General features: G+C 66.1%; 26 protein-coding genes. 16 read left to right on the top strand and 10 right to left on the bottom strand.

What is annotated here, in order from left to right:
* The gene (locus V4U86_RS24595) at positions 1-1,044 is read left to right on the top strand and encodes an ABC transporter substrate-binding protein (RefSeq protein WP_395308464.1); all 1,044 of its coding nucleotides are present in this window, start codon (positions 1-3) and stop codon (positions 1,042-1,044) included.
* Complete coding sequence (locus V4U86_RS24590; RefSeq protein ID WP_395308463.1) at positions 1,041-1,790, top strand: GntR family transcriptional regulator; 750 nt, start codon at positions 1,041-1,043, stop codon at positions 1,788-1,790. The genes V4U86_RS24595 and V4U86_RS24590 overlap by 4 nt, the downstream gene beginning before the upstream one ends.
* Here V4U86_RS24590 and V4U86_RS24585 read toward each other — a convergent pair.
* The 3 genes from V4U86_RS24585 to V4U86_RS24575 are packed head-to-tail and all read right to left on the bottom strand — an operon-like array spanning position 1,758 to position 4,621.
* A complete protein-coding gene (locus V4U86_RS24585; protein ID WP_395308462.1) occupies positions 1,758-2,459 on the bottom strand; it encodes a GntR family transcriptional regulator in 702 nt (233 codons plus the stop codon). The two genes, V4U86_RS24590 and V4U86_RS24585, sit on opposite strands and share 33 nt — an antisense overlap.
* Positions 2,449-2,874, bottom strand: a complete 426-nt coding sequence (locus tag V4U86_RS24580; RefSeq protein ID WP_395308461.1) for a pyridoxamine 5'-phosphate oxidase family protein — start codon at positions 2,872-2,874, stop codon at positions 2,449-2,451. Before V4U86_RS24580 ends, V4U86_RS24585 begins: the two co-directional genes overlap by 11 nt.
* Before the next feature lie 10 nt (positions 2,875-2,884).
* On the bottom strand, positions 2,885-4,621 hold the full coding sequence (locus V4U86_RS24575) for an N-acyl-D-amino-acid deacylase family protein (protein WP_395308460.1): 1,737 nt from the start codon (positions 4,619-4,621) through the stop codon (positions 2,885-2,887).
* 22 nt (positions 4,622-4,643) lie between these two features.
* Between V4U86_RS24575 and V4U86_RS24570 the strand changes: the two genes are divergently transcribed.
* From V4U86_RS24570 to V4U86_RS24545, 6 genes are all read left to right on the top strand, one after another.
* Complete coding sequence (locus V4U86_RS24570; RefSeq protein ID WP_395308459.1) at positions 4,644-5,030, top strand: VOC family protein; 387 nt, start codon at positions 4,644-4,646, stop codon at positions 5,028-5,030.
* 50 nt (positions 5,031-5,080) lie between these two features.
* Complete coding sequence (locus tag V4U86_RS24565; protein WP_395308458.1) at positions 5,081-5,593, top strand: mycothiol transferase; 513 nt, start codon at positions 5,081-5,083, stop codon at positions 5,591-5,593.
* Between the two features lie 53 nt (positions 5,594-5,646).
* The gene (locus V4U86_RS24560) at positions 5,647-7,158 is read left to right on the top strand and encodes an aldehyde dehydrogenase family protein (protein WP_395308457.1); all 1,512 of its coding nucleotides are present in this window, start codon (positions 5,647-5,649) and stop codon (positions 7,156-7,158) included.
* A gap of 61 nt (positions 7,159-7,219) precedes the next feature.
* Positions 7,220-8,089, top strand: coding sequence for a polyphosphate kinase 2 (gene ppk2 / locus V4U86_RS24555; RefSeq protein ID WP_395308456.1), 870 nt, complete (start codon positions 7,220-7,222; stop codon positions 8,087-8,089).
* Positions 8,090-8,105: 16 nt separating this feature from the next.
* Complete coding sequence (locus tag V4U86_RS24550; protein ID WP_395308455.1) at positions 8,106-8,963, top strand: hypothetical protein; 858 nt, start codon at positions 8,106-8,108, stop codon at positions 8,961-8,963.
* 14 nt (positions 8,964-8,977) lie between these two features.
* Complete coding sequence (locus tag V4U86_RS24545) at positions 8,978-9,940, top strand: LLM class flavin-dependent oxidoreductase (protein ID WP_395308454.1); 963 nt, start codon at positions 8,978-8,980, stop codon at positions 9,938-9,940.
* On the opposite strand, the gene V4U86_RS24540 is transcribed toward V4U86_RS24545, so the two are convergent.
* Positions 9,937-10,212: a hypothetical protein gene (locus V4U86_RS24540; protein WP_395308453.1), complete on the bottom strand. Its 276-nt coding sequence runs from the start codon at positions 10,210-10,212 to the stop codon at positions 9,937-9,939. The two genes, V4U86_RS24545 and V4U86_RS24540, sit on opposite strands and share 4 nt — an antisense overlap.
* 126 nt (positions 10,213-10,338) lie before the next feature.
* Positions 10,339-12,330: a prolyl oligopeptidase family serine peptidase gene (locus V4U86_RS24535; RefSeq protein ID WP_395308452.1), complete on the bottom strand. Its 1,992-nt coding sequence runs from the start codon at positions 12,328-12,330 to the stop codon at positions 10,339-10,341.
* Positions 12,331-12,363: 33 nt separating this feature from the next.
* On the opposite strand from V4U86_RS24535, the gene V4U86_RS24530 reads away from it, so the two are divergent.
* The gene (locus V4U86_RS24530) at positions 12,364-12,852 is read left to right on the top strand and encodes a DUF779 domain-containing protein (protein ID WP_395308451.1); all 489 of its coding nucleotides are present in this window, start codon (positions 12,364-12,366) and stop codon (positions 12,850-12,852) included.
* A 4-nt stretch (positions 12,853-12,856) separates the two neighbouring features.
* Here the strand turns inward: V4U86_RS24530 and V4U86_RS24525 are convergent, their stop codons facing one another.
* A complete protein-coding gene (locus V4U86_RS24525) occupies positions 12,857-13,723 on the bottom strand; it encodes a cyclopropane mycolic acid synthase family methyltransferase (protein ID WP_395308450.1) in 867 nt (288 codons plus the stop codon).
* A gap of 99 nt (positions 13,724-13,822) precedes the next feature.
* Between V4U86_RS24525 and lpdA the strand changes: the two genes are divergently transcribed.
* Positions 13,823-15,217 carry a dihydrolipoyl dehydrogenase gene (gene lpdA, locus V4U86_RS24520; RefSeq protein ID WP_395308449.1) on the top strand — a complete coding sequence of 465 codons (1,395 nt, stop codon included), beginning with the start codon at positions 13,823-13,825 and terminating at the stop codon, positions 15,215-15,217.
* Between the two features lie 59 nt (positions 15,218-15,276).
* Positions 15,277-15,498 carry a hypothetical protein gene (locus V4U86_RS24515; protein ID WP_395312202.1) on the top strand — a complete coding sequence of 74 codons (222 nt, stop codon included), beginning with the start codon at positions 15,277-15,279 and terminating at the stop codon, positions 15,496-15,498.
* Positions 15,499-15,502: 4 nt separating this feature from the next.
* Here the strand turns inward: V4U86_RS24515 and V4U86_RS24510 are convergent, their stop codons facing one another.
* Positions 15,503-16,066: a carboxymuconolactone decarboxylase family protein gene (locus V4U86_RS24510; protein ID WP_395308448.1), complete on the bottom strand. Its 564-nt coding sequence runs from the start codon at positions 16,064-16,066 to the stop codon at positions 15,503-15,505.
* Positions 16,063-17,517 (bottom strand): acetate metabolism transcriptional regulator RamB, encoded by a 1,455-nt coding sequence (gene ramB, locus V4U86_RS24505; RefSeq protein WP_395308447.1) that lies wholly within the window; start codon positions 17,515-17,517, stop codon positions 16,063-16,065. Before ramB ends, V4U86_RS24510 begins: the two co-directional genes overlap by 4 nt.
* Positions 17,518-17,669: 152 nt before the next feature.
* Here ramB and V4U86_RS24500 point away from each other — a divergent pair, with 152 nt between their 5' ends.
* The 4 genes from V4U86_RS24500 (at position 17,670) to V4U86_RS24485 (ending at position 21,911) form a co-directional block, all read left to right on the top strand.
* Positions 17,670-18,446 (top strand): acyl-ACP thioesterase domain-containing protein, encoded by a 777-nt coding sequence (locus tag V4U86_RS24500; RefSeq protein WP_395312201.1) that lies wholly within the window; start codon positions 17,670-17,672, stop codon positions 18,444-18,446.
* 232 nt (positions 18,447-18,678) lie between these two features.
* Entirely contained in the window at positions 18,679-19,965 is a 1,287-nt protein-coding gene (aceA, locus tag V4U86_RS24495; protein WP_395308446.1) for an isocitrate lyase, read from the top strand.
* Between the two features lie 137 nt (positions 19,966-20,102).
* Positions 20,103-20,918 carry a 3-hydroxybutyryl-CoA dehydrogenase gene (locus tag V4U86_RS24490; RefSeq protein ID WP_395312200.1) on the top strand — a complete coding sequence of 272 codons (816 nt, stop codon included), beginning with the start codon at positions 20,103-20,105 and terminating at the stop codon, positions 20,916-20,918.
* Positions 20,919-21,038: 120 nt separating this feature from the next.
* Positions 21,039-21,911: a cyclopropane mycolic acid synthase family methyltransferase gene (locus tag V4U86_RS24485; protein ID WP_395308445.1), complete on the top strand. Its 873-nt coding sequence runs from the start codon at positions 21,039-21,041 to the stop codon at positions 21,909-21,911.
* 13 nt (positions 21,912-21,924) lie between these two features.
* On the opposite strand, the gene V4U86_RS24480 is transcribed toward V4U86_RS24485, so the two are convergent.
* A complete protein-coding gene (locus V4U86_RS24480) occupies positions 21,925-22,797 on the bottom strand; it encodes a polyphosphate kinase 2 family protein (RefSeq protein WP_395308444.1) in 873 nt (290 codons plus the stop codon).
* Positions 22,798-22,801: 4 nt separating this feature from the next.
* Complete coding sequence (locus V4U86_RS24475; protein ID WP_395308443.1) at positions 22,802-23,503, bottom strand: TetR/AcrR family transcriptional regulator; 702 nt, start codon at positions 23,501-23,503, stop codon at positions 22,802-22,804.
* 79 nt (positions 23,504-23,582) lie between these two features.
* Here V4U86_RS24475 and V4U86_RS24470 point away from each other — a divergent pair, with 79 nt between their 5' ends.
* Positions 23,583-24,875 carry a DUF445 domain-containing protein gene (locus V4U86_RS24470; protein ID WP_395308442.1) on the top strand — a complete coding sequence of 431 codons (1,293 nt, stop codon included), beginning with the start codon at positions 23,583-23,585 and terminating at the stop codon, positions 24,873-24,875.
* Positions 24,876-24,896 lie beyond the last annotated feature (21 nt).

Here is a 24,896-nt window from a genome sequence, read left to right as displayed (position 1 = left end):
ATGGCAAACATGGTTACGGCACGACGCCTCGCGGGTGTGGCCGCGGTCGCAGCGCTCGCACTGGCCGGCTGCGGTGGGGGATCGGACACCAATGCCGACCCCAGCAAGGACAATCCGGTCGAGGTGACGTTCGTCGAGGGGCTCGACGTATTCCCCTACGAGGTCGTCACAGTCGGGATCGAGGAGGGCTTCTTCACCGAGCAGGGCATCGATGTCACGGTGACGCACACTGAGAACGAGATGCAGGCACTGGCCTCCGGCGGCGCACAGTTTGCCATCGGTGGGACGTTGGCGGTGCTACAGGCCGCTGACAGCGGTATCGACGCGACCACGATCTTCGCCTCGATGCAGGGATTGGGTATGAACTCGGCGTTCAGTAACCAGATCATCAGCGAGAACGGGCTGACGGCCGAGACGCCGATGCAGGAGCGCATGGAAGCGCTTCGCGGCCAGACGATCGGCCTCACCGCGCCACTGGGCGACGACGAGGTGTTCTTCCGGTACTTCCTGTCCAAGGCCGGAATGAACCCGGACACCGATGTCGAATTCTCCTATATCGGAGGTACTCCCGACCGGATCACCGCGATGGAGGCGGGTGAAATCGCGGCCTACATGTCGTCGGTGCCTGCGGCCGAACTTGCCGAGGACCGTGGAGTCGGACAGCGAATGATCACGCCGATCATCGAGCAGATCGACGGTCTCGACGGCATCCCGTACTCGGGGGTGCATGTCACGCGCGAGTACGCCGAGCGGAACCCGAAGGTGGTCCAGGCCGTCGGTCGGGCGTTGTCGGATGCGGCCAACTTCATGCGTGATGAGCCCGAGGCCACCATCACGATCGTCGAAGCGGCCTACCCGGAGTTGAACCCGGAAGTGGTAAGGGCCGGGATGGAGACCATCTTCCCGGCGGTGCCGGAAAGCGGCCGGATGACGCAAGAGGGCTGGGATCGGCTGCGGGATGCCGGCGCCGCGGCGGGAGTGGTTTCGGTCGACCGGGACGTCAGCGAAGGGCACGCCTGGACCAACGAGTACCTGGCCCCGTGACCGATCAGCAGTACCGGGTGATGTCCGTCGATCCCTGCGCGACGTTGCCGGACATCCCCGGTGCCGGTGGCACCACCGCCGACCGGCTCTACGTGGTCCTGGAGGAGGCGATCATCGATCGCTCGCTTCCCCCGGGAACACATCTGAAGGCGGAATCCCTATGTCGCCGTTATGGAGTCAGTATGATCCCCGTCCGCGAGTCCCTGCGCACGCTGCAGGCCAACGGCTGGGTGGACATCAAACCGCATCACGGCGCATTCGTCATCTCCGGAACCGAATCGGAGGTCGCCGACCTCTACGAGGCGCGGATCGTGCTGGAGACCGCGGCCAGCGCGATGGCCGCGCAGCGCCGCACCGACGATGATCTGCGCATGCTCGACGCCGCGGTGGCGGCTGGCACCGACATCGTCAGCAGTGGCGCGCTGCGCGACTTCGCGAGGCTGAACAGCCTGTTTCACGAGCGGGTGACCGAGGCGACCCATAACAGCACCCTGATCGTGGTGCAGCGGCGGTTGAGTCAGCGGGTGCGGTTCTACTCCTCCGTGCTCACCATGGACCGAGTTCAGAGCTCCGTCGAGGAGCACGCCGCGCTGGTCGAGGCGATCCGCAACCGTGACCCGGATACTGCGAGATCCGTTGCGCAAGAACATATCGGTGAATCGCGGGCGAAGGTGGCAGAGCGTCTGCCCGTGAAGCCGGCGCCGCGACGAGGATCAGGACGGATCGAGGCCACGCACCCGGCGTAGCGAGTTGTCCAGATGCTCAGCGGCCAGCGCGCCGGCCGAGGCGGCGTCACCGGCCTCGATCGCTTCGACGATCCTTGCGTGTTCATGCGCCGACGCTTCGATTCGCTCCAGGTCGATGGCCCTGGTGTAGAGCCGCACCCGTTGATTCAGCACCTGCTGGCTCTCGCGCATCACCTGGTTGCCCGCGGCGGCAGCGACGGCGTCGTGGAAGCGGCTGTTCATGTCCGGGAATCTGGCGAACTCGCGGGCGTCGACGAGGTCGAATCCTTCGGTGACGATGCCGCGCAGCAGATCCACGTCAGCATCGGACCGTCGCTCGGCAGCCAACCGGGCGGCGGCCACTTCGATGACACCCCGGAATTCGTTGATCTCGTCGAGTTCCCTGCGGGACAGCGATCGCACGAAGGAGCCGTGATGGGGCCGGCTGACCACCCAACCCGCGGCCTGCAACGCCCGAAGCGCTTCCCGGACCGGAATGATGCTCAGGCCGTACCGCCGGGTCAGTCCCTCGGCCTTCAGATGCGAGCCGGGCGGGAGCGTCCCGTCAAGGATCGCCTCGAGCAGGACCTCATGGACCTGGTCGGCTAGTGTCCCCGGGCGGTTGGCCAGCGGCGGGAGGTCATCGAAGGACGCCGCCTGGCTCAGTCCCGGTGGGAAGTCAACACTCACGAGCGTCATTATGCGGGATCGAGGACTGCTGAATCGTGTCCGCACCTTTGAGCGGAACACAGTCGTGAAGGCCCCCTGGATCGGTGCCTGCACCGGGGGCGACGGCGCTACGGTGCAGCACCGCACGGCTCGGGGTAAGCCGGATCACGTTGTCGGCGACCCGCGCGGCGCCGTCGACGATGAGCGAGTAGCCCGTCGGCTCCCGTGGCGGCCAGAGCACGGTGACGGCGTCATGGGCGGCAGCATTGCGCGCGGTGGTGCCGCCGATGGGCCCGATGGTGAAGACCTCGCCGTCGAACACCGGGGTGACGGCAACGGTGTGGGCGCGGTGATCGTCACCGACGGTGATCAGGTAGCCGAATGGGAAATCGGCCAGGGTGTCGGCGAGTTTGTCCAGATCGACTTTGACGCTCATGAAGGCGAACCTACCCAGTCGGCGCCGGGCGGCGGCCGCGCACCAGCCGGCCCGGCCGCGCATCGGTGGGCACCCCGTTCTCGGCGATGATCTCACCGGAAACGATGGTCGCCACATAACCATCGGCGCCCTGGTCGAGTCGGCGTCCGCCGGCGGGCAGATCGTGCACGACGACCGGGCGGTGCAGACGCAGCTCCTGGGCGTCGATGACATTGAGGTCGGCCTTGTAGCCGACGGCGATGCGGCCCCGGTCTCCCAGGCCGGCCACTCGGGCCGGGACGGAGGTCAGTTCCCGGACCGTCGCGGCCAACGACAGCCGGCCTTCCGGGCGGTCGCGGACCCAGTGGGTCAGCATGTAGGTGGGAAAGCTTGCATCGCAGATCATTCCGTAGTGGGCACCGCCATCGCCGAGTCCGAGAACGACATCGTCGCGGTGGATCAATTCGGCGACGGTGTCCAGCGAACCGTCCCGGAAGTTGGCGAGGGTGACCATCAGCATGGCTTTGCCGTCATCGTCGAGCACCCGGTCGTAGGCCTCTTCCAGTGGGCTCACCCCGCGGGCGCGGGCCCGTTCGGCGATGCTGTCGGCGCGATCGGGTTCGTAGTTCGGAGGGTCTTCGAGCGGGAACATCCACTCGAACGCCTGTGCCGCGAACATCAGCGGATGCCCGTCCCCGGCCGGCGTGTCGTTCAGGATACGTTCGCGGACTTCGGGTTTACGCATCTCGGCGACCCGCTCGGCCAGTGGCAGATGCGCGAGCTCGCGGTAGCTGGGGTACAGCACGAAGGGATGGCCGGACAGGCCGAGCCCGAGGACCAGGCCGATGGGTCGCGGGAAGATCTGCGCGGTGACGGTGGGGCCGTCCGCTCCGGCCTGTTGGTTGGCCTTCTCCACCATCCGCAGCGCGTCCAGATGCAGGGGCGGCCCGGCATTTCCGATGGCCAGCGTGAAGGTGACGGGCAGGCCGACCTCGGCGGCCGCGTCGAACACCGACTGCAGCGCCTGCTCATAGTCGGTGGCGAACAGATCGGGCACGAACTGGATGAGGCCGCCTCCGGCATCGTCCACCCCGCGGGCGATGGCCTCGATCTCGGCCTGGGCGGCGTCGAAGCTGGGGATCGGTTGCCCGCTCTCGGTTTTATGGATGGTCAGGCGTGAGGAGGCGAAGCCCAGCGCGCCGACCTCCACTGCCTCGGAGGCCAGCTTGCGCATCAGCGCCAGGTCCTCGGCGGTGGCGGGTTCACGGTTGACGCCGCGCTCACCCATCACATAGACGCGCAGCGGGGAGTGGGGAAGGAACGCGGCCACATCGATATCGCGTCGGCGGGCATCGAGTGCGTCCAGGAATTCCGGGAACGTCTCCCAGGTCCAGGGCAGCCCGTCGACCATCACCACGCCGGGAATGTCCTCCACACCGGCCATCACGTCGACGAGGGTCTCGTGATCCTCCGGGCGGCACGGGGCGAATCCGACACCGCAGTTCCCCATGACCGCGGTGGTGACACCGTGCGCCGAGGACGGGTTGAGTCGGTCGCTCCAGATGGCCTGGCCGTCGTAGTGGGTGTGCAGGTCGACGAAGCCGGGTGTGACGAGCAGCCCGGTGGCGTCGATCTCGCGGTCACCCGGTTCGGTGACGGTGCCGACCGCCCGGATCACGCCGCCGGACACCGCGACATCCCCGACGTAGGGCTCGCCGCCCAGGCCGTCGACGATGGTTCCGCCCCTGATCACGAGGTCATATGTCATCCCTCGAATGTACGGTGGCCCCGTGATAGATCACTTCGGAATCAACTGCGCGGATTGGGAGCGGTCGAAGGCCTTCTACGACAAGGTCCTCGGCGTACTGGGGTATACCCGGCAGATGGATCACCAGGTCGCGATCGGGTACGGCGCCGACGGTAAACCGGATTTCTGGATCGCGGACATGAACGCCGGTGCGGCGGGCGGTGCGAACCGGGAGACGCATTTCGCGTTCCAGGCCGCCGACCGCGAGGCGGTTCAGGCCTTCTATGACGCCGCCGTGGAGTCCGGTGCGGAGTCCCTGCATGCCCCGCGATTGTGGCCGGAGTACCACCCGGGCTATTTCGGGGCCTTCGTCCGTGACCCGGACGGCAACAATGTGGAGGCGGTGTTCCACGGCGCCGCGGAGGTGTAGGCCGATCGACCGGAAGCGGGACCGGGCCGTTCGGCGTATGTTCGGTCTACATGGCCACTGCTGTGAGAGAACTGCTGCGGGACTTCTTCACACGACTGATCGAACATGCCGATGAGCTCACCGACGGGCTGACCGACGAGGTGTCGTCGTGGCAGCCGGTGGCGGGGGCCAACAGCATCGCCTGGCTGATCTGGCACAGCGCGCGCTGCCAGGATCTGCAGCTCTGCGATATCGCGGGTACCGAGCAGGTGTGGACCCGCGACGGATGGTTCGAACGTTTCGGCCTGGATCTGCCGCCTGCAGACATCGGATACGGCCACGGGCCCGATGAGGTGGCCAAGGTGCGGGCACCGGCGAAGTTGCTGTCCGACTACTACCACGCGGTGCACAAGGTGACGTTGGAGTACGTCGCCACCATCGACGACGGCGAGCTGGAGCGCATCGTCGACGACAACTGGGATCCACCGGTGACGGCCGGCGCGCGGCTGGTCAGCATCATCGACGACTGCGCGCAGCACCTAGGACAGGCCGCCTACATCAAGGGCACCCTCAAGCGAACTTGACAGGTGTCAACCCCGCTGCGAGCTACGTCACAGCCCGGGTCTAGCATGTGCGTATGACTGCCACTGCTGACCGCTCCGAGGTCGCCACCATCCTGAATCCCGCCACCGGTGAGGTGGCCGGGGAAGTTCGCTGGACCAACCCTGCCGATGTCCCGCAGATCGCCGCCGGCCTGCGCGAAGCGCAGCGCGGGTGGGAGGCCCGCGGCGCCAAGGGGCGCGCCAAGGTGCTCGCCCGCTACGCCGTCTGGCTGGGCGACCACCGCGACGAGATCGAGAAACTGCTGATCGCCGAGACCGGCAAGTCGGCGACCGACGCGGCCCAGGAAGTGCCGATGGTGATCGCGATCCTGTCCTACTACATCAAGACCGTGGAGAAGGCGATGGCGCCGGAGACCCGGCCGGCCCCGCTGCCCTTCCTGTCGATCAAGAAGATCGAGGTGCACTACCGGCCCCGCCCGGTGGTCGGTGTCATCGCGCCGTGGAACTACCCCGTCGCCAACGCCCTGATGGATGCGATCGGTGCGCTGGCCGCCGGGAGCGCGGTGCTGCTCAAGCCGTCCGAGCGCACCCCGCTGACCGCCGAGGTGCTGCTGCGCGGCTGGCTGGACTCGGGTGCCCCCGAGGTGCTCGCCCTCGCGCAGGGTGCCCGCGAGGTGTCCGAAGCCGTCATCGACAACGTCGACTACATCCAGTTCACCGGCTCCACCGCCACCGGTACCAAGGTGGCCGAACGGGCGGCCCGCCGGCTCACCCCGGTCAGCCTCGAGCTGGGCGGTAAGGACCCGATGATCGTGCTGGAGGACGCCGACATCGAACTCGCCGCCAATGCCGCGGTCTGGGGTGCGATGTTCAACGCCGGTCAGACGTGTGTGTCGGTCGAGCGGGTCTACGTCCTCGATCAGGTCTATGACCAGTTCGTCGCCGCGGTCGTCAAGGCCGTGGAGAACCTCAAGATGGGCGCGGGGGAAGGGCACTCGTTCGGCGCACTGATCGATGATTCGCAGGTCGCCGTGACCGCGCGGCACGTCGACGACGCCCTGGCCAAGGGCGCCCGGGCGCTCACCGGCGGCAAGCGTCCGGAGGGACGGGGCAGCTTCTACCCGCCCACCGTGCTGGTCGACGTCGACCACGAGATGTCCTGTATGACCGAGGAGACCTTCGGCCCGACCCTGCCGATCATGAAGGTGTCCTCCGTCGGTGAGGCCGTCCGGCTGGCCAACGACAGCCCGTACGGACTGAGCGCGTCGGTCTTCTCCAAGGACACCGCGCGGGCCAAGGATGTTGCACTGCAACTGGATTGCGGCGCCGTCAACGTCAACGACGTGATCTCCAACCTGATGTGCACCACCGCTCCGATGGGCGGCTGGAAGACCTCGGGTATCGGGGCGCGGTTCGGCGGGATCGACGGGGTGCGCAAGTTCTGCCGGCAGGAGACGGTGGTCGTGCCGCGACTGTCGGTCGGCGCGGGCGGCACCTACTACAACAACTCGCTCAAGGCGCTGGCCCGGATGAACAAGATGATGACCAAGATGGCACTGTCGCGGCCCAAGCGCGAAGCCAAGTAGAAACCCCAGCTGTTCACCCGGACGTCACCGTGTGGTCCGTCCGGGTGGATAGCTTCTGCCGGTGACCCTTGACCTTTCCGGCTCGGATCTCTCCGGTTATGCCGTCCGTGACGATGACGACGACGATCCCGAGCTGTTGTCGCCCGGGGGAGCGGTGGTCGACACCTGGCGGGAGGGCTACCCGTACGGCGAGCGGATGGACCGCGGCGAGTACGAGCAGCAGAAGCGGCTGCTGCAGATCGAGCTGCTCAAGTTGCAGAAATGGAGCCAGGCAAACGGGCTGCGGCACGTCATCGTCTTCGAGGGACGTGACGCCGCCGGTAAGGGCGGCACCATCAAGCGCTTCATGGAACATCTCAACCCGCGCGGGGCGCGGGTGGTGGCGCTGGAGAAGCCGACCGAGCGGGAACGCACCCAGTGGTACTTCCAGCGCTACGTCGGGCATCTGCCGGCCGCCGGTGAGATCGTGCTGTTCGACCGGTCCTGGTACAACCGGGCCGGCGTCGAACGGGTGATGGGTTATTGCACACCGCGCCAGCACGCCGAGTTCATCCGCCAGGCTCCGCTGTTCGAGCAGATGCTGGTCAACGACGGCATCAGCCTGACCAAGCTGTGGTTCTCGGTGACTCAGAACGAGCAGCGCACCCGGTTCACCATCCGGCAGGTCGATCCGGTGCGGCAGTGGAAGCTGTCGCCCACCGATCTGGCGTCTTTGGACAAGTGGGACCACTACACCGCGGCCAAAGAGGACATGTTCGCCTGGACCGATACCGAGATCGCCCCGTGGACCGTGGTGAAATCCAACGACAAGAAACGCGCCCGGATCAACGCGATGCGCCATGTGCTGAGTAAGTTCGACTACGACAACAAGGACTACGAGGTGATCGGGCAGCCCGATCCGCTGATCGTGGGACGCGCACTGTCGGACTGACGCAGAAAGGGGTGCCATGCGGTCTCTGCTGGCGCTCCTGCTCTGGCTGCTGACCACGGCACTGCTGGCCGTCAGCATCCCGGCGCTGTGGACGCAGCACCATGTGGTGAGCGAAGACGGCTACTCCGATCTGGCTGCGGGGGCCGCGCGGAATCCCGCCCTGCAGCAACCGATGGCCGCCGAGCTGACCGAGCAGGTGGTCAATGCCACCGGTGCGTCCGGGGTGCAGGCAACCCTGATCGGCGCCGCCGCCAACTCCTACACCGGCAGCGAGGTGTTCCCCGGCCAGTTCGCCGCGGTGAACCGGGTGGCGCACCGCTGGTTGTTCACCAACGATGCGCAAGGCCGGTGGGAGGTCGACCTGTCGCCGATGCTGGCGGACAATTCCATCCGGCAGACGCTGGACGGATTCGGCGTGCAGGCGCCGGCCACCTTGCGCGTCCCGGTGAGCGAGAACGAATCGGGCGGGTTACGCCCCGGCCAGCTGCGTCCGGTGGCAATGTGGGGTCCGTGGGCCAGTGTCGCTGCCGCCGTACTGACCGGCGTGTTCGCCCTGCTGACCCTCACCGCATCCCGTAAGCGCGGCAGGATGATTGCCGCACTGGGTGTTTCGGGACTGCTGGTCGGTGCGGCCGGCTGGGCGGGCATCGAGATCGGGCGACGCTACGTCGACGATGCCCTGTCCCGAACGGCCGGCAACATCCACGCGGTCGCGGATGTGATGGTCGACCATGCCGTGGCGAGTATGCACATGTGGCTGAACCTGACGCTGACCATCGGCGGTGGGATGGTCATCATCGGCGTGATCGTATCGCTGCTGAGCGGGCTGGGCCGGTCCCGCACGGAAGAGGTTCCCGCTACCCGCAAGCGGTGACGAGAGGATCGACAATGGCGCCGTTCACTCTTCGCTTCGACATGCGCTCGCAGTCCCCGGGTGCGGCGACATCCGAGTTGTACGCGGCCGCAAGCGCGATGGCGGCGTGGGCCGAGACCCGTGGCTGCATCGCCGCGGTGCTGTGCGAACACCACTGCGCAGAGGACGGTTACCTACCTTCGCCGCTGCTGCTGGCATCCGCTATCGCCGCGCGCACCGAGAAGCTGATACTCAATCTCGTCCTGCTGCTGCCGTTCTACGACCCGGCCCGGCTCGCCGAGGATATCGCGGTACTCGACCACATCAGTGCCGGGCGGGCCAGCTACGTCTTCGGAATCGGCTATCGGCAGGAGGAATTCGACCACTTCGGACTCTCGTTGTCAGACCGGGGGCGTCTGGCCGACGAGAAACTGGGGATCCTGCGTCGCCTGCTGCGCGGCGAGACCGTCGAGTATGACGGCCGGCGGATGCTCACAACACCGCAGCCGCGTACCCCCGACGGCCCGATGCTGATGTGGGGTGGTGCCAGCCTGGCCGCGGCACGACGGGCGGGCCGGAACGGGCTCGGGTTACTGGCCAACGGCGTCGTGCCGGGGATGCGGGAGGCGTACGAGAAGGCGTGTCGGGATAACGGCCACGAGCCGGGGTTCGTCCTGCTGCCCGACCGTGAGACGGTCACCAATTGCTTTGTGGCAGAGGACGTCGACGCGGCCTGGGAGGAAATCGGCGATTACCTGCTGCATGACGCGCAGTCGTATGCGCAGTGGAATCCCGATAACACGGTGTCGGCCAACATCAATCATGTCGCGACGGTCGAGGAGCTTCGTGAGACGTCACGGACCCACGTGATCCTGTCCACCGAGGAGGCCGCCCGTCGGGCAGCCTCCGGCGAAATGTTCAACGTGTCACCGCTGTGCGGGGGGATACCGCCGGAGGTGGCGTGGCCGTATCTGGAGCGGGCCGCAGCGATCGGCTAATCGTTGCCGATGCGGGTGCGGATCTTCTCCAGCGCCAGAAACGCCCTGGTGTCCAGTGGTGCCCGCTCGGCCTTCGTCAGCGACGACGTGATCGCCAGCGCTATGAGCACATCGGCGGCGGTGATGAACAGCCCGGCCCAGTACATCCACTTGATGGTGGCGTCGGGCCGCGCGGCGAAGTACACGAACAGGAAGATCGGTCCGACGATTCCGCAGACCAGCGTCATCGCCTGGATGGCGAGGTAGCGCTTGAACACCGAGAGCCCGGACATCGGGCTCAGCTTAGCGGCCCCTTCAGGTTTTGCGCCTCAGACGGCGGATCGTGCTGCCGTAGCCCGGACACCCGCACCCATCGATGCGACCCGCGCGAGACCGCCCGGCGTCATGGGCTCAGGCCGCTAGCCGAGCGTCTTCCACAGGTACCGGTATATCAACGCCGAGCGGAACGCGGCCTGCGAATTGTCGGCTGCGCCTCCGTGCCCACCCTCGATGTTCTCGTAGTAGCTCACCGGATGGCCGGCGGCCTCCAGGGCGGCCGTCATCTTGCGGGCATGCCCGGGGTGCACCCGGTCATCGCGGGTGGAGGTGGTGATGAGGATCGGAGGGTAGCTGCGATCCGGCGAGATGTTCTGGTACGGAGAGTATTTCGAGATGAACTCCCAGTCGTCGGGATCGTCGGGATTGCCGTATTCGGCGACCCAGGACGCGCCGGCCAGCAACAGGTGGAAGCGCTTCATGTCCAGCAGGGGAACGCTGCACACCAGCGCGCCGAACAATTCCGGATAGCGGGTGAGCATGATGCCCATCAGCAGACCGCCGTTGCTGCCCCCCTGGGCGCCCAGCCGGGCCACCGTGGTGACCCCGCGATCGACCAGATCCTTGGCCACCGCGGCGAAATCCTCGTCCACCAGGTGGCGGCCCTCGCGCATCGCCTGGGTGTGCCAACCCGGCCCGTACTCGCCGCCGCCGCGAATGTTGGCCAGCACGTAGGTCCCGCCGCGCGCCAGCCACAGCCGGCCGAGCACCCCGTCATAGCCGGGCGTCCGGGACACCTCGAATCCGCCGTACCCACCCAGTAGTGTCGGCCCGTCCGAGCCGGGCTTACCGACCACGAAGTAGGGCACCCGGGTGCCGTCTGCGGAGATGGCGAAGTGCTGCGAGACCTCGATCCCGGTCGCATCGAAAAATCCGGGAGCCTGCTTGACCGGCGTCACCGGTCCGCCCGCGGTGCCGTGCAGCAGCTGCGACGGGGTGACGAAACCGCTTGAATCCAGGAAGATTTCGTCACCGTTGGAATCGGCAGCCACGATCACCGTGTTCGTGTTGGCCGGAACACCGACGAGATCCTCGGCCGTCCACCCGCCCGGGGTGAAGATCTGCACCCGGCTGGCCACGTCCGCCAGGGTGACCACGACGAGCTTGTCCCGCGTCCACGAGTACTGGTGCAGGCTGGTTCGGGCGTCCGGCTCGAACACCACCGTCAGATTCCGGGTGCCCGAGAGGAACTCGGCATAGCTCGCCGCCAACAACGAGCCGGCCCGATACCCATCCCAGTCGGTGCGCAGCTCGATCAGCAGCCAGTCGCGATGCACGGACACGGTGGCATCGGTGGGGGCGTCCACCCGCAGCAACTCATCGCCGCGTAGCTCGTAGATCTCGTCGTTGAAGAAATCGACGGCCCGGCTGATCATCGTCCGCTCGAAACCCGGGGTCCGGTCCACCGAGGCCGCCACGATCACATCGGCCTGCTCGCCGGCGAACACCTGCACGGCATCCGCCAACGCCGTGCCACGCCGCCACCGCTTGACCAACCGGGCATAACCCGAATCCGTCAGCGATCCGTCACCGAAATCCGTGCCGACCAGCACGGTGTCCTCGTCCTCCCAGCTGATCTGGGTCTTGGCTTCCGGGAGTTCGAACCCGTCGGGCACGAATTTCTGTGTCCGCATGTCGAATTCGCGTACCACCACCGCGTCGGCGCCACCGCGGGAGAGGCTGATCAGGGCCCGCGAGTAATCGGGCTCGATGACATCGGCGCCCGCCCAGACCCAGTTGGTGTCGTCGGTCCGGGCGAGTTCGTCGACGTCGATGACCACCTCCCAGTCCGGGGCGTCGGTCAGATAGCTCTCCAGCGTGGTGCGCCGCCACAACCCGCGCGGGTTGGCCTCGTCGCGCCAGAAGTTGTAGAGGTGCTCCCCGCGCCTGCGCACATAGGGGATGCGCGCGTCGGTATCGAGGACCTCCAGCGCGGCGGCGCGCATGGCCTCGAACTCCGCGTCACCGAGATCGGACAACGTCGGGTCGTTGTGCCGGCGCACCCAGTCCAGGGCGTCGTCACCGGACACGTCTTCGAGCCAGAGGTGCGGGTCGACAGGGTCTACAGAAGCCACCAGACATTCTTACCGTGCGCGTAGCCTGAATTCATGACCAGCCGAGTCCTGATCACCGTGGCGGCCGCGGATCTGTTGCAGTCCCTGCAGAACCGGCACGGCGCCTTGATGTTTCACCAGTCCGGCGGATGCTGCGACGGATCCTCGCCGATGTGTTACCCGAACGGCGACTTCATCGTCGGGGACCGCGACGTCCTGCTGGGAACCCTCGACGTGGGCGACGGGGTCCCGGTGTGGATCTCCGGACCGCAGTTCGAGGCCTGGAAACACACCCAGCTGATCATCGACGTGGTGCCCGGCCGCGGCGGGGGATTCAGCCTGGAGTCCCCCGAGGGCATGCGCTTCCTGAGCCGCGGACGCGTGTACTCCGAGCAGGAGAGCGCCGAGCTGGCGGCGCAGCCGCCGATCACCGGCGCCCAGTACGAGACCGGGGCACGCCCGGTCCACAAGGGCACCCGCATCATCGACGAGGCCTCCGAGGAAGCGGCCCTGGCTTGCGCCATCCCGGACCGTTCCAGCTGACAGATCAGCCTTTCTCCAGGGTGAACTGCACGACATCGGTCTGGCGGGCCCGGAACAACTTGGCGCAGCCGGTCAGGTACTTCATGTAGCGGTCGTAGACCTCTTGCGACTGGATCGCGATCGCCTCGTCGCGGTGGGCCTGCAGTGACTCCGCCCAGGTGTCCAGGGTGCGGGCGTAGTGCAGTCGCAGCGACTGCTCGCGGGTCAGGGTGAACCCGCCCTCGGCGGACTTCTCCTGGACCATCTCGATCGAGGGCAACCGGCCCCCCGGGAAGATCTCGGTGATGATGAACTTCACGAACCGGGCGAGTTCGAAGGTCACCGGGATGCCGTGCTCGGCGGCCTTCGCGGGATTGAAGGCGCAGATCGTGTGCAGCAGCATCACCCCGTCGGGCGGCAGCGCGTCGTAGGCCATCCGGAAGAAGTCCGGGTAGCGGTCGAATCCGAAGTGCTCGAAGGCGCCGATCGAGACGATCCGGTCCACCGGCTCGTCGAACTGCTCCCAGCCCTGCAGCAGCACCCGGCGGTCGCGCGGTGATTCGATCGCGTCGAAGGTCTGCTCCACGTGGGCGGCCTGATTCCTGGACAATGTCAGACCGATGACGTTGACGTCGTAGCGCTCGATGGCGCGCCGCATGGTCGCACCCCACCCGCAGCCGATGTCCAGCAGAGTCATGCCGGGTTGCAGCCCCAGCTTGCCCAGCGCCAGGTCGATCTTGGCCAACTGGGCCTCTTCCAGCGTCATGTCCTCGCGCTCGAAGTATGCGCAGCTGTAGGTCCGGGTCGGATCCAGGAACAGCGCGAAGAACTCGTCGGACAGGTCGTAGTGGGCCTGGACGTCCTCGAAATGCGGTGTCAGCTTGTCCGGCATGGGTTGATCCCCCTCAGTTGGTCCGGATCGGCGCCGGAGCCCGATCGCGGTTACCCGGACCGGTTCGCGAACAAACCCGTGCCCGATAGGGTGGTACCCGTGACCCACTATGACGTCGTTGTACTCGGAGCCGGCCCGGGCGGATACGTGGCGGCCATCCGCGCTGCTCAACTCGGCCTCAACACCGCGATTATCGAACCCAAGTATTGGGGCGGCGTCTGCCTGAACGTCGGGTGTATCCCGTCCAAGGCGCTGCTGCGCAACGCCGAACTCGCGCACATCTTCACCAAGGAAGCCAAGACCTTCGGCATCTCCGGTGAGGCCAGCTTCGATTTCGGCGCGGCCTTCGACCGCAGCCGCAAGGTCGCCGACGGCCGGGTGGCCGGTGTGCACTTCCTGATGAAGAAGAACAAGATCACCGAGATCCACGGTTACGGCAAGTTCACCGGGCCCAACGGGCTGACCGTCGACCTCAACGACGGCGGCTCCGAGGACGTCACCTTCGACAACGCGATCATCGCGACCGGATCGTCCACCCGACTGGTGCCCGGCACCTCGCTGAGCGAGAACGTGGTCACCTACGAGAAGCAGATCATGTCGCGGGACCTGCCCTCCTCGATCATCATCGCGGGCGCGGGTGCGATCGGAATGGAGTTCGCCTACGTCCTGAAGAACTACGGCGTGGACGTCACCATCGTCGAGTTCCTGCCGCGCGCGCTGCCCAACGAGGACGCCGAGGTCTCCAAGGAGATCGAGAAGCAGTACAAGAAGCTGGGCGTGAAGATCCTCACCGGCACCAAGGTCGAGTCCATCCAGGACTCCGGTTCCGAGGTCACCGTCACCGTCAGCAAGGACGGCAAGACCGAGGAACTCAAGGCCGACAAGGTGCTGCAGGCCATCGGTTTTGCCCCGAACGTGGAAGGCTTCGGCCTGGAGAAGGCCGGTGTCGCGCTCACCGATCGCAAGGCCATCGACATCGACGACCACATGCGCACCAACGTGCCGCACATCTACGCCATCGGCGATGTCACCGGCAAGCTGCAGTTGGCACACGTCGCCGAGGCTCAGGGTGTGGTGGCCGCCGAGACCATCGGCGAAGCCGAGACGCTGACTCTGGGTGACTACCGGATGATGCCGCGCGCCACGTTCTGCCAGCCGCAGGTGGCCAGCTTCGGGTTGACCGAGGAGCAGGCCCGCGAAGAGGGCTACGACGTGAAGGTCGCCAAGTTCCCGTTCACCGCCAACGGCAAGGCGCACGGCCTGGCCGATCCGACCGGCTTCGTGAAGCTGATCGCCGACGCCAAGTACGGCGAGCTGCTGGGCGGGCACCTGATCGGCCCGGATGTCTCCGAGCTGTTGCCCGAGCTGACGCTGGCGCAGAAGTGGGACCTGACGGTCAATGAGCTGACCCGCAACGTGCACACCCACCCGACCCTGTCGGAGGCGCTGCAGGAGGCCTTCCACGGCCTGGCCGGCCACATGATCAACTTCTGACGCACGTGCCGTCCAGAGCCGTTGTGGTGGCCGCCATCGGCGGTCTGGTGATCGGGCACATGCTGTGGCTGCTCGCCATCACGCTGGCGATCGATACCAGCGATGTGAGCTTCTGGGTGCTCATCGCCTCCGCGGTGATCGCGGTGTTGGCGGCAGCGGTCGGATGGCTGGGCTGGCGTGCCTACCAGCGCAAGGACCAGGTATGGACGGCGTTCCTGTGGAGTGTGCCGGTCGCCCCGGTGCTGCTGACGCTGACCGTGCTGGGCGTGACGTACCTCTGATCCCCTAGTCCGGGAAGTCGAGCGGGATACGCAGCGTCGCCATGGTGGCGGCCAGCGCGTCGTATTGCCCTGCGAGCGTGCAGAATTCGATGATCTGCGCCCGGTTGTACAGCTTGGACAGGGCCGTCCAGGTCTCGGTGGACATGGACCGGGTGATGACGAACTCGTCGGTGGCGGTGATCAGCACCCGTTGGTGCGGGGCCAGGCCGGGCGCATCGGGGCCCTCGAAGATGGCGGCCTGGGTCGCGGCGTCCAGGCCGCGGCTGCGGGCCAGCCGCCGGTGCTGCTGCAGTTCGTACTCGCTGTTGCGCAGATGGCCGACCCGCAGGATGACCACCTCGGCGTCCTGGCGGGACAGCTTGCCCGCGTAGAGCAGATAACCCGAGAACGGCAACCACGCCAGGAACAGCAGCCGGTGCTGACCGATCACGTTGAACAGGTGGAACTTCGGGGCCCGGATGCCGCGGGCGCCGATCTTGGCGATGACCCAGTTCAGTGGGCCCAGTTCACGGAAGCCGCCGGGCGGGATCCGGGGCGGTGGAGTGGGTTCGATGTCGGATTCGGTCATGTCGTCTGCCTCACCAGATATGGGGACACCGTGCTGCGGTGTGCATCGAGGTCGAGAGCCTTGCCGAGGGCCGGGAAGGCGCGCTGCGGGCAGTTGTCGCGTTCACACACCCGGCAGCCGGCGCCGATCGGTGTGGCCATCGGGTTCGACGAGGTTGTCGCACCTGCGCCACCGGACAGATCCAGCCCTTCCGAGTAGACCAGCCGATGCGCATGGCGGAGTTCGCAGCCCAGGCCGATCGCGAATGTCTTGCCCGGCTGACCGTACCGCGCCGCGCGTCGTTCCACGGTGCGTGCCACCCACATGTAGTCGCGGCCGTCGGGCATCTGGGCGATCTGCACCAGGATCTTGCCCGGATAGGCGAACGTCTCGTAGACGTTCCACAGCGGGCAGGTACCGCCGGACGAGGAGAAGTGAAAACCCGTGGCGGACTGGCGTTTGGACATGTTCCCGGCCCGGTCCACCCGGACGAAGGACAGCGGGACACCGCGCATCGACGGGCGCTGCAGGGTGGACAGCCGGTGCGCGATCGTCTCGTAGGACACCGAGTAGAACGCCGAGAGCCGTTCGACGTCGTAGCGGAAGTTCTCGGCGATCTCGTGGAATTGCCGGTACGGGAGCACCACGGCGGCGGCGACGTAGTTGCCCAACCCCAGCCGGGCCAGGGTGCGGGACTCGTCGCTGGTGAACTTGCCCTCGTCGACCTGTGCGTCGATCAGGTCGCCGAACTCCAGGTGGCCGAGTTCGGCGGCCAGCCTGAACACGTATTGCCCGCCGGACAGGTGCTCGCCGATCTCCAGCGTGCGGCTGTCGGGGTCGAACCGGTGCAGGACCGAATCGTCGAGGTCGTTGCGCCGCACGATGCGCACCCCGTGCACCCGGGTCAGCCGGTCGGACAGTTCCCGGGTCAGCTCGGCCCGGTGCATCCGCATCCGGATGGTGAGGTCCTCGGCGGCGGTGTCGAGCTCGTGCAGATAGTTCTGCCGCTGGTAGAAGTAGTCGCGCACCTCTTCGTGCGGCATGGTGATGGTGCCCGTCCCGCTGCCTCCGCTGCCGGAGGTATACCGCCCCTCGGTGGCCGCCGCGAGCTGGGTGGTGGTGAGCCGGTAACGCTGGTGCAGGCTCACCATGGCCCGCGCGAACTCCGGGTGGCCGCTGACGATATCGGCGAGTTCGGCCGGGTCGACGGCGATGCCGAGGTCGCGGTCGAGGGTCACCTCGCGCAGTTCGGCGACCAGCCGGGTGTCGTCCTGGGAGGCGAAGAAGGTGGCGTCGACCCCGAACACCTCGGTGATGCGCAGCAGGACGGCGACGGTCAGCGGACGGACATCGTGCTCGATCTGATTGAGGTAGCTGGGGGAGATGTCGAGCATCTGCGCCAGCGCGGCCTGACTGAAGCCGCGCTCGCGGCGCAGTTGGCGCACCCGTGATCCGACGTATGTCTTGGACACCTCACGAGGCTAACAACTTTGTGAATGAGGGGTTCGCAGGATTCGCATCAGTGGGCCGCGCGGCGTCCTGGCATGATCGCGATTGTTGACTTACTGGGAGGACGAGCGTGAGCGAACCCACGGCGAAGGCGGTATCCGGCCTGGCGAAAACCATGATGCCGGTGCCGGATCCGCATCCCGACGTGTTCGACGTCGAGTGGCCGCTGCGGATGGCCGATATCGACCGCAACGGCAGGTTGCGATTCGACGGCGCCGCCCGGCACATCCAGGACATCGGCCAGGACCAGCTGCGCGAAATGGGCTATGAGGACGTGCACCCGGCATGGATCGTCCGGCGCACCATGATCGATCTGGTGAAGCCCATCGAGGGCCGGGACTTCCTGCGGCTCCGCCGCTGGTGTTCGGGCACGTCGAACCGGTGGTGCGAGATGCGGGTGCGCATCGACGGTCGCAAGGGCGGGCTGATGGAATCTGAGGCCTTCTGGATCAACTTCAGCAAGGAGACCCAGGGCCCGTCGCGCATCTCCGAGGACTTCCTGGCCGGCCTGCAACGCACCACCGACATCAACCGGTTGCGCTGGAAGGCGTACCTGAAGGCGGGTGACCGCGCGGACGCCGAGCAGGTCCGTAAGTTCCCGCTCCGGGTCACCGACATCGACCTGTTCGACCACATGAACAACTCGGTCTACTGGAGCGTGGTCGAGGATTACCTGGAGTCTGCCCCGGATCTGTTGAAGGAGCCGTTGCGGGTGACCATCGAGCACGACTCTGCCGTGGCGCTCGGTGACGATCTGGAGATCCTGTTGCACACCTACCCGGCCGGCTCGACCGAGAAGTTCGGTGCCGACCTGGCCGACCGGACTGTTAGAACGCTCACATACGTGGTCGGCGACGAGGTCAAAGCGGTCGCATCGGTCTTCGGCCGGTGACCGGACGGTTTTAACAGTACGCGCGTACTGACCAGCGCAAACCCCTACCCGTGAGTAGTTTCTGAACCGGTCAAGCGTCAGAGCTTCTTTGCAAGATTTGCAATTCTTTGGAATTGGTTGGCCGAAATTTGCACGTGAAACGGGTGGACCTGCGCATATGGCATGAGGCATCCTCGGGTTAACACGACAGCGAAGCCGCAGCAGTGTTAACAAAGTTGATGAAGGAGCCGCCATGTCCACCGTTGGCACGCCGAAGAGCCCGGAGCAGATCCAGCACGACTGGGACCACAACCCGCGCTGGAAGGGCATCACCCGCACCTACACCCCCAAGGACGTCGTTGCCCTGCAGGGCTCGGTCGTCGAGGAGAACACCCTGGCCCGCCGCGGCGCCGAGGTGCTGTGGGAGCAGCTCCACAACATGGACTACGTCAACTCGCTGGGCGCGCTGACCGGCAATCAGGCCGTGCAGCAGGTGCGCGCGGGCCTCAAGGCGATCTACCTGTCCGGCTGGCAGGTCGCCGGTGACGCCAACCTGAGCGGCCACACCTACCCGGACCAGAGCCTGTACCCGGCCAACTCGGTGCCGCAGGTCATCCGCCGCATCAACAACGCGCTGCTGCGCGCCGACCAGATCGCCAAGGTCGAGGGTGACACCTCGGTGGAGAACTGGCTGGCCCCGATCGTCGCCGACGGTGAGGCCGGTTTCGGTGGCGCGCTCAACGTGTACGAACTGCAGAAGGCCATGATCGCCGCCGGTGTCGCCGGTTCGCACTGGGAAGACCAGCTCGCTTCGGAGAAGAAGTGCGGCCACCTCGGTGGCAAGGTGCTGATCCCCACCCAGCAGCACATCCGCACGCTGACCTCGGCTCGCCTGGCGGCCGACGTCGCCGACGTGCCGACCCTGGTCATCGCCCGTACCGATGCCGAGGCCGCCACCCTGATCACCTCCGACATCGACGAGCGCGATCAGCCGTTCATCACCGGTGAGCGGACCAAGGAAGGCTTCTACCACGTCACCAACGGTGTCGAGCCCTGCATCGCCCGCGCCAAGGCCTACGCCCCGTACTCCGATCTGATCTGGATGGAGACCGGTACCCCGGACCTGGAGCTGGCCAAGAAGTTCGCCGAGGCGGTCAAGGCCGATTTCCCGGACCAGATGCTGGCCTACAACTGCTCGCCGTCGTTCAACTGGAAGCAGCACCTCGACGACGCGACCATCGCCAAGTTCCAGAACGAGCTGGGCGCCATGGGCTTCAAGTTCCAGTTCATCACCCTGGCCGGCTTCCACGCGCTGAACTACTCGATGTTCGATCTGGCCCACGGCTACGCCCGCAACCAGATGAGCGCCTACGTCGAGCTGCAGGAGCGCGAGTTCGCCGCCGAGGAGCGCGGCTACACCGCGACCAAGCACCAGCGCGAGGTCGGCGCCGGCTACTTCGACAAGATCGCCACCACCGTGGACCCGACGTCGTCGACCACCGCGCTGGCCGGTTCGACCGAAGAGGGCCAGTTCCACTAAACCGATGACGCTCTGCACAACAGAGGGTTGGTAGCGTCAGGCCCCGTCCGTGTCCTGCGGGCGGGGCCTTTCGCGTGTCCGAACACCGAGGAGAATCTGTGAGCATCGAACGAGTCGGCGTCATCGGCGCCGGTCAGATGGGCGGCGGTATCGCCGAAGTGTGCGCGAAGGCCGGGGCGCAGGTCCTCGTGTTCGAACCCACCGACGACCTGGTCACGGCCGGCAGCAAGCGCATCACCGCGTCGTTGGACCGGGCCGCCTCCAAGGGCAAACTCAGCAAGGCCGACCGGGACGCGACGCTGGCACGGTTGGCGTACACCACCAGTCTGGCCGACATGGCCGACCGTCAGCTGACCATCGAGGCGATCGTCGAGGACGACACCGTCAAGGCGAAGGTCTTCGCCGAACTCGACCGCGTCATCTCCGACCCGGACGCCGTGCTGGCCTCGAACACCTCCAGCATTCCGATCATGCGGATCGCGGCGGCCACCCAGAACCCGCAGCGGGTGCTGGGTCTGCACTTCTTCAACCCGGTGCCGGTGCTGCCGCTGGTGGAGCTGATCTCCACCCTGGTCACCTCCGAGGCCGCGGTGACACGCACCGAGGAGTTCGCGGCGAACGTGCTGGGCAAGCAGGTCGTGCGCTGCGGGGACCGGTCCGGGTTCGTGGTGAACGCACTGTTGGTGCCGTATCTGCTCTCGGCGGTGCGCATGGTGGAGTCCGGCTTCGCCACTGTCGAGGATGTGGACAAGGCGGTTGTGGCCGGATTGTCACATCCGATGGGCCCGTTGCGGTTGTCAGATCTCGTCGGACTTGACACCCTGAAGCTTATTGCGGACAAGATGTACGAGGAGTTCAAGGAGCCGCTGTACGGGCCGCCGCCACTGCTGCTACGCATGGTCGAGGCCGGTCAGCTCGGCAAGAAGTCGGGCCAGGGGTTCTACACCTACTGAAATCGGCAGAAAGTTAGCCAGATTAACATGGGGTAGAGTTTCCGCGTTGCGGTGTGGATAACTTAAAAAGTGGGTAACCGACCGCCACAAAATTCGAGGGACACAGAGGGTTAATTTCGCATGTCAAAAGTTGAGACCGAGCTGGAGCCGTACTACGAGGAGTCCCAGTCGATCTACGACATCTCGAATGAGTTCTATGCCCTGTTCCTCGGGCCGACCATGGGTTACACCTGTGGTTACTACGAGCGCGAGGACATGAACCTCGAGGAGTCGCAGAACGCCAAGTTCGACCTGGCACTCGGCAAACTGGGCCTGGAGCCCGGCATGACGTTGCTCGATATCGGTTGCGGCTGGGGCGGCGCGCTGGAACGGGCGATCACCCAATTCGACGTCAACGTCATCGGCATCACGCTGAGCAAGGCACAGTCCGACTACGCCCGGGACCGGCTGGCGAAGCTGGAGACCAACCGGACCATCGACATCCGTCTGCAGGGCTGGGAAGAGTTCAACGAGCCCGTCGACCGGATCGTGTCGATCGGCGCGTTCGAGGCGTTCAAGGCCGAGCGCTACCCGGTGTTCTTCGAGCGCGCGTACAGCATCCTGCCCGAGGGCGGCACCATGCTGCTGCACACCATCCTGGCCCATACCCAGGAGTTCTTCCGCGAGAACAACATCAAGCTGACGATCAGCGACCTCAAGTTCATGAAGTTCATCGGCGAGGAGATCTTCCCCGGCGGACAGCTGCCCGCGGTCGAGGACATCGAGAAGCTGGCCGACGATTCGGGCTTCACCCTGCAGCGCACGCATCTGCTGCAGCCGCACTATGCCCGCACGCTGGACATGTGGGCGGCGAATCTGGAAGCCAAGAAGGACGAGGCCATCGCGTTGCAGGGCCAGGAGGTCTACGACCGGTTCATGAAGTACCTGACCGGTTGCGCGGACTTCTTCCGTCGCGGCATCACCAACATCGGCCAGTTCACCCTGGTCAAGTAGCCGCCGCGGACAGTCAGGCCTGGGCCAGCCGTTTCTTCTCCGCGTCGACGTCGAAATCGGCCGGCGGCCACTGCAGGTCCAGGCTCTTGAGCGCCTCGATCATCAACTCCAGCACCGCGAGTCGGCTGTACCACTTGCGGTTACACGGCACGACGTACCACGGCGCATGCTCGGTCGAGGTCTTGTCCAGCATGGCCTGATAGGCCTCCTGGTAGAGCGGCCACTTCAGCCGCTCGTCGATGTCGCCCGGGTTGTACTTCCAGTACTTGTCCGGGCGATCCAGGCGTTCGGCCAACCGCTTCTTCTGTTCGTCCAACGAGACGAACATCGCCACCTTGACGATCGTCGTCCCGGCGTCGACGAGTTCCTCTTCGAAAGCGTTGATCTCGTCGTAACGCGCACCCCACACCTCCGGTGGCACCAGATTGTGCACCCGCACGATCAACACGTCCTCGTAGTGCGAGCGGTCGAAGACCCCGATGTGCCCGGCCGCGGGAAGCGCCTTGTTGATCCGCCACAGGTAGTGGTGAGACAGCTCCTCGGGGGTGGGCTTGCCGAAGCTCTTGTACTGGATGCCCTGCGGGTTGCTCGCTCCGACAACGTGTTTGACGATCCCGCCCTTGCCCGCGGTGTCCATGCCCTGCAGCACCAGCAGCACCGAGCGGTGGTCGCCGCTGCGGCTGTTGGCATACAACATCTCCTGCAGGCCGGCGAAGCGTTCGTTGCGTTCGGCCATCAGCGCGGGCGCGTCGGACTTCGAACCGGTGAACCCGGGCGTGGCCTCGGCGTCGATCTCGGCGACCTTGTCCCCGGCGCGGAACTTCAGATGGGTGCCGGGTTCATGGCTCCACAGATCGGGCAGTTCGGAGGTCTTGTCCTGGCTCACGCCGCTAGTCAAGCAGGTGCGGAGGCAGGACGGGGGACGGATGGTTCTGGGAGTTGAACTTCTCCAGCGACCCGCCGACCTCGACGATGCCGCACAGCGAGCTCCACGACAACATCGTCAGGTAATCGATCAGCTCGTCGGTGCTCATCCGGGGATTCGACATCCAGGAGTGCGTGGCCAGCTGTACGCCGCCGACGATCATGAACGCCCAGGGCTCCACGCCGGAGGTGTCCATCCCGACGGCCTGCATCCGGCGGCGCAGCATCACCGCGAGCATCCGGGCGATGATCGTCTCGGAGTCGTTGATGGCTTTGGTCCGGCTTGAGCTGTTGTTGGACATCACGAACCGGTAGGGCTCCGGTTCTGAGGCGACGGTCTCGACGTAGACCCGGATGATCTCGCGCACCAGCGCGTAACCGTCCAGGTTCGACGACAGCGCGGCGGCCATGTTCGGGATCAGGGTCACCTGTGCGAACCGCATCATCACCGCGGTCGTCAGGTCGTTCTTGTCGACGAAATAGCGGTACAGAACGGTCTTGGAGACGCCGATCTCTGCCGCGATCTCATCCATGCTTACATTGGCGCCTCGCTGCCGGATAGCCTCCAGCGTGCCGTCCACCAGCTCGTTTCGTCGTTCGACTTTGTGCTGGTGCCAGCGTCGTTTGCGGCCGTCGGTCTTCACCGCTGTCGCGCTCTGCTGTGCCACAGTCGTGATAATTCCATTCACTAGGTCGCCTTGATACTACGGTGGATGGCCCACTGGCGCCGTAGCGGATGATGGGGGAGTGGTTCACACGAGTTTTGCGGAGTCGTTGGCCGGTGCGGATTCTGAGGCCGATCGGGAACGGCAGCGCGCGCTACGGCAGATGAAGGTCGTCGCACTGGGCTTCCTGCTCGGGGCGACGGTCATCTTCCTGGTCTGCACCTGGCTGCAGTCGCGCGGTGATGCGGGCCCGTGGGTGGGGTATGTCCGGGCCGCCGCGGAGGCCGGCATGGTCGGTGCGCTCGCCGACTGGTTCGCGGTGACCGCGCTGTTCAAGCATCCGCTGGGCATCCCGATCCCACACACCGCGATCATCAAACGCAAGAAGGATCAGCTCGGCGAGGGGCTCGGGGCCTTCGTGCGGGAGAACTTCATGTCGGCCGAGGTGATCGAGACCAAGCTGCGCGACGCCGAGGTCGCGGGTCGGATCGGTAAGTGGCTGGCCGATCAGCGGCACGCCGAGCGGGTGGCCGCCGAGGTGTCCACGGTGCTGCGGGTGCTCATCGAGATGCTGCGCGATGAGGACGTCCAGCAGGTGCTGGACCGGATGATCGTCAAGCGCATCGCCGAACCGCAGTGGGGCCCGCCGATCGGCCGGGTGCTCTCCAGCCTGCTCCAGGAGGGGCGCCAGGAGGCGCTGATCCAGCTGCTGGCCGACCGGGCGTTCCAGTGGTCGCTGAACGCCGGCGAGGTGATCGAGCGGGTGATCGAGCGGGATTCGCCCACCTGGTCACCGCGCTGGGTGGATCACCTGGTGGGCGACCGGATCCACCGCGAGTTGATGGACTTCACCGACAAGGTGCGCCGCGACCCGAACCACGAATTGCGTCGTTCGGCGACGAAGTTCCTCTTCGAGTTCGCCGACGACCTGCAGCACGATGACGCCACCATCGCGCGCGCCGAGAACGTCAAGGAACAGATCATGGCCCGCGACGAGGTGGCGCGGGCGGCCGAGACGGCCTGGGCCGCGGCCAAGCGCATCGTGCTCGAATCCGTCGACGACCCGTCCTCGACCCTGCGCACCCGGGTGGCCGGCACCGTGGTGCGCATCGGTGAGTCGCTGTGCGACGACCCGGAGATGCGCGACAAGGTCGACAACTGGATCGTGCGGGCCGCTCAGCACCTGGTCACCCAGTATGGGACGGAGATCACAGCGATCATCACCGAGACCATCGAGCGTTGGGACGCCGACGAGGCGAGCCGCCGGATCGAACTGCATGTCGGCCGTGACCTGCAGTTCATCCGGATCAACGGCACGGTGGTGGGTGCCTTGGCCGGTTTGGTCATCTACACGGTGGCGCAACTGCTTTTCTGAGAAGTGCTAGCAGAGTGCTTG

This window comes from Mycobacterium sp. AMU20-3851, assembly GCF_043974665.1.
Taxonomy (GTDB): Bacteria; Actinomycetota; Actinomycetes; order Mycobacteriales; family Mycobacteriaceae; genus Mycobacterium.
This window is presented reverse-complemented; position numbering and strand designations above follow the sequence as displayed.

Coding starts and splice junctions, on each gene's coding strand:
- V4U86_RS24595 (WP_395308464.1), top strand. CDS start 1: ATGGCAAACATGGTTACGGCACGACGCCTCGCGGGTGTGGCCGCGGTC.
- V4U86_RS24580 (WP_395308461.1), bottom strand. CDS start 2,874: ATGAGCGTCAAAGTCGATCTGGACAAACTCGCCGACACCCTGGCCGAT.
- V4U86_RS24575 (WP_395308460.1), bottom strand. CDS start 4,621: ATGACATATGACCTCGTGATCAGGGGCGGAACCATCGTCGACGGCCTG.
- V4U86_RS24565 (WP_395308458.1), top strand. CDS start 5,081: ATGGCCACTGCTGTGAGAGAACTGCTGCGGGACTTCTTCACACGACTG.
- V4U86_RS24560 (WP_395308457.1), top strand. CDS start 5,647: ATGACTGCCACTGCTGACCGCTCCGAGGTCGCCACCATCCTGAATCCC.
- V4U86_RS24550 (WP_395308455.1), top strand. CDS start 8,106: ATGCGGTCTCTGCTGGCGCTCCTGCTCTGGCTGCTGACCACGGCACTG.
- V4U86_RS24545 (WP_395308454.1), top strand. CDS start 8,978: ATGGCGCCGTTCACTCTTCGCTTCGACATGCGCTCGCAGTCCCCGGGT.
- V4U86_RS24540 (WP_395308453.1), bottom strand. CDS start 10,212: ATGTCCGGGCTCTCGGTGTTCAAGCGCTACCTCGCCATCCAGGCGATG.
- V4U86_RS24530 (WP_395308451.1), top strand. CDS start 12,364: ATGACCAGCCGAGTCCTGATCACCGTGGCGGCCGCGGATCTGTTGCAG.
- V4U86_RS24525 (WP_395308450.1), bottom strand. CDS start 13,723: ATGCCGGACAAGCTGACACCGCATTTCGAGGACGTCCAGGCCCACTAC.
- V4U86_RS24515 (WP_395312202.1), top strand. CDS start 15,277: ATGCTGTGGCTGCTCGCCATCACGCTGGCGATCGATACCAGCGATGTG.
- V4U86_RS24510 (WP_395308448.1), bottom strand. CDS start 16,066: ATGACCGAATCCGACATCGAACCCACTCCACCGCCCCGGATCCCGCCC.
- V4U86_RS24500 (WP_395312201.1), top strand. CDS start 17,670: ATGATGCCGGTGCCGGATCCGCATCCCGACGTGTTCGACGTCGAGTGG.
- aceA (WP_395308446.1), top strand. CDS start 18,679: ATGTCCACCGTTGGCACGCCGAAGAGCCCGGAGCAGATCCAGCACGAC.
- V4U86_RS24490 (WP_395312200.1), top strand. CDS start 20,103: ATGGGCGGCGGTATCGCCGAAGTGTGCGCGAAGGCCGGGGCGCAGGTC.
- V4U86_RS24485 (WP_395308445.1), top strand. CDS start 21,039: ATGTCAAAAGTTGAGACCGAGCTGGAGCCGTACTACGAGGAGTCCCAG.